This window comes from Mesorhizobium sp. M7A.F.Ca.MR.362.00.0.0, assembly GCF_004023175.1.
Lineage (GTDB): Bacteria > Pseudomonadota > Alphaproteobacteria > Rhizobiales > Rhizobiaceae > Mesorhizobium.
Genome location: NZ_RZTF01000536.1, coordinates 1 through 3,454 on the forward strand (window position 1 = coordinate 1; position 3,454 = coordinate 3,454).

The window sequence follows — 3,454 nt, forward strand, 5'->3', positions numbered from 1 at the left end:
CGCGCTGCCCAGATGCTTGACTATGCCAACACCGGCACCGCTCAGGTGAAGGTCGAATATGTCGGCCGCGCGCCGCTTGACGGTGATGACGACCAATATCTGATGGCTTCCTACCATCCCGGCAACAGAGTGCCCGACCCGTCGGACGGACTGCCGACCGGCGTCATGGTCGCCATGAACGGGCCGTCGCCAAGCCTGCCTGCGGGCAGCGCCGCCGTGCCGTTTCCGGGCCAGTTGACCGATTCCGGTTCTGTCCAGCCGGCCATGTCGGCGCAGCCGTCGGCTTATGGCGATCTGGCGCTTCCCGATTTCGGGCCCATCGTGCCGGAACGCCCGCAGATCAATCTGCCGCCGCAATCGCCGTTTGCCGTGGCCTCGCTGTCCTACGCCGACGAACGGGTCGAACGCGCCTCAAATGCCTTCGCCGCGCTGGGTGGCGACGGCATGTCGCCGGCCGACGTGCTTCAATCGTGGAAGCGGCAGCCGCCACCGGGCGGTCCGTCCACCGCCTATGTCGCTGCCGGTTCGTTCGAGGATGCCGGAGAAGCCAAGCGTATTGCCGCTCAGCTTGCCGCCTTCGGCAAGATCGAGATCCAGCGTTCGGAACTCGACGGCGAGGATTGGTATTCGGTCAATCTCTATCCCGATGGCCACCGCAATCTGGACGAGATGTTGCAGGCTGCCTGGTCGCATGGCGCTCCCGATGCGCTGGCTGTGCGCAACTGAGTACAAGCCAGGCTGGATTTCCGCTACGCGGTTGATCCGCCGTGCAAAAAGCCCGATACTTTTTGCGGGCTTGCCGGCGGTGCCGGCCAACGGGTCGAACATCATGCAATTTCGCTTGCTCCCGCTCGCCGGGCTTCTGGTTTTTGGCCTGCTGCTGTTTTTCCAGGCTCCGGCCGGCGCGCAGCTGTTCGAGACCAAGGCCGCACAGGCCTTCATGATCGACGCCGAGACCGGGACGGTGCTGTTTTCCAAGGATGCCGACAAGCCGATACCGCCGGCCTCAATGGCCAAGCTGATGACCATGGAAGTGGTTTTCAACGCCATCAAGTCTGGTCGCCTGAAGCTCGACGATACGTTCGTCGTCAGCGAAAACGCCTGGCGCAAGGGTGGCGCGCCTTCGGGAACATCGACGATGTTCGCCAAGCTCAAGTCGTCGATCCGGCTCGAAGACCTGATTCAGGGCGTGACCGTGCAGGCGGCCAATGACGGCTGCATCATCATCGCCGAAGGCATGTCGGGATCCGAGGACAATTTTGCCGCGCAGATGACCGAACGGGCCCGCCAGATCGGCCTCAAGACGTCGACTTTCGTCAATTCGACCGGCCTGCCGGCGGATGGCCAACAGACGACCGTGCGCGAGCTGGCGCAGCTCGCCCTGCACCTGTGGCGTGATTATCCGGATTTCTACCGCTACTACGGCCAGAAGGATTTTACCTGGAACAAGATCTCGCAGAGGAACCGCAATCCGCTGCTGGCGATGGACATCGGCGCCGACGGCCTGGCGGTCGGTGCGAGCGAGGCAGCCGGCTTCGGCATCGTCGGTACGGTCAGTCACAACGGCACACGGGTGATCGCGGCGATGAGCGGGCTGGCCTCGGACAAGGAGCGTGCCGAAGAGGCGCGAAAGCTGCTCGACTGGGGTGTCCGCTCGTTCGAGAAGACCGAAATCTTCGCCAGGGACGAGGTGGTTGGAGAAGCCCAGGTTTTTGGCGGCGCCAAGCCCAGGGTGATGCTGAAGGCCAAGGGTCCGATCGACATCTTCCTGCCGATCACCAACCGCGACAAGCTGACGGCCAGGATCGTCTATGACGGCCCGATTGCAGCACCGGTGGAGGAGGGGCAGCCGGTGGGTGCGCTGCGCGTCTGGATCGGCGATACGCTGAGCCAGGAGACGCCGCTTTTCGCCGCCGAATCGATCGGCGTCGGCACGCTGCCGCAGCGCGCCCTCGATGCAGTCAAGGAACTGGCGGTCGGCTGGCTGCGCTAAGGCACGTCGCTCAAATCTGGCCATGGTTTTGGCGAACGACATGACATGAAAGCAAAAAATGACGGCATGGACGTTTGGCCGAACGCGGACTATCTAGAGCGTTACAATCCCATTCAGCCATGGACAAGAAGGCCTCTCGGTTGGCACGCGGTTTTTTCATCACCTTCGAAGGCGGCGAGGGGGCAGGCAAGTCGACGCAGATCGAGCGGCTGGCCAGGAAGATGCGCGCCAAGAAATACGATGTGCTGCTTACCCGCGAACCTGGCGGCTCGCCGGGCGCCGAAGCCGTCAGGCATGTGCTGCTTTCGGGCGCGGCCGAACCGTTCGGACCGAAGATGGAAGCGCTGCTTTTCGCCGCCGCGCGGTCCGATCATGTCGAGCAGCTCATCCGGCCGGCGGTCGAGCGTGGCTCCATCGTGCTTTGCGACCGCTTCCTCGATTCCTCACGCGTCTACCAGGGCGTCACAGGCGGCATCGATCCGGCGTTCATGGATGCGCTGGAGCAGGTCGCCATCAACGGCATGATGCCGGACATGACGCTGATCTTCGACATCGATCCGGCGGAAGGCCTGAGGCGCGCAACGCTGCGGCGCGGCACCGAGGCAGTCGCCGACCGCTTCGAAAAGGAGACGCTGGCGATCCATCAGGCCCGCCGCGAGGCGTTTCTGGCGATCGCCAAGGCCGAGCCGGAGCGCTGCATCGTCATCGACGCAGCCGCCGAGCCCGACGCGGTCGAGAACGTCGTCCCCGCGGCGGTGTTCGCGGCACTGGCGGCGAGAACGCCGGCACGCGACAGGCAGGCAACGCCGGCATGATCTTCGAGCGCATTGCACCCGAGCAGCACGACACGCTCGACGGCGTGCCGGAGCCCTCCGAAACGCCCCTTCTGGTCGGGCACGGCCAGGCTGCGGGCGTGCTCACCGCTGCCTATCGGGCGGGCAAGCTGCCTCATGCACTGATCTTCTCCGGACCGGTCGGCATCGGCAAGGCGACGCTCGCCTTCCACCTTGCGCATCATCTGTTGAAGCACCCGGATTTTGCGAACGCGCCGGAAAGCCTTGCCGCTCCCGATCCGGCGTCGTCGCTGTTCCGCCAGATCGCCACCGGGGCGCATCCTTCCGTGCTGCATCTGACCCGGCCGTTGAACGACAAGACCAAGAGTTTCAAGACAGTCGTCACCGTCGATGAGATCCGCAAGGTCAGCCGCTTCCTGTCGCTGACCTCGCACGACGGCAGCTATCGGGTGGTCATCGTCGATCCCGCCGACGACATGAACACCAATGCCGCCAATGCGTTGCTGAAAAATCTTGAAGAGCCGCCGGCACGGACGCTGTTCATCCTGATTGTCCACGCGCCGGGCAGCCTGCTGCCGACGATCCGGTCGCGCTGTCAGGTGGTGCGATTGAACCCGCTCGACGCCGACGACCTGATGACGGTGCTGGAAACGACCGAGCCGGCGCC

At 64.3% G+C, this 3,454-nt stretch carries 3 protein-coding genes and 1 pseudogene; all 4 read left to right on the forward strand.

Going from position 1 to position 3,454, the window contains the following annotated elements:
- Positions 1-726: pseudogene (locus EOC06_RS34625) on the forward strand (septal ring lytic transglycosylase RlpA family protein); the annotation flags it as partial.
- Positions 727-829: 103 nt separating this feature from the next.
- Complete coding sequence (locus EOC06_RS34630; RefSeq protein ID WP_206631324.1) at positions 830-1,993, forward strand: D-alanyl-D-alanine carboxypeptidase family protein; 1,164 nt, start codon at positions 830-832, stop codon at positions 1,991-1,993.
- A gap of 140 nt (positions 1,994-2,133) precedes the next feature.
- Complete coding sequence (tmk, locus tag EOC06_RS34635; protein ID WP_164898910.1) at positions 2,134-2,808, forward strand: dTMP kinase; 675 nt, start codon at positions 2,134-2,136, stop codon at positions 2,806-2,808.
- The coding region (locus tag EOC06_RS34640) for a DNA polymerase III subunit delta' (RefSeq protein WP_128309925.1) at positions 2,805-3,454 on the forward strand (650 nt) is incomplete at its 3' end. The genes tmk and EOC06_RS34640, both read left to right, overlap by 4 nt.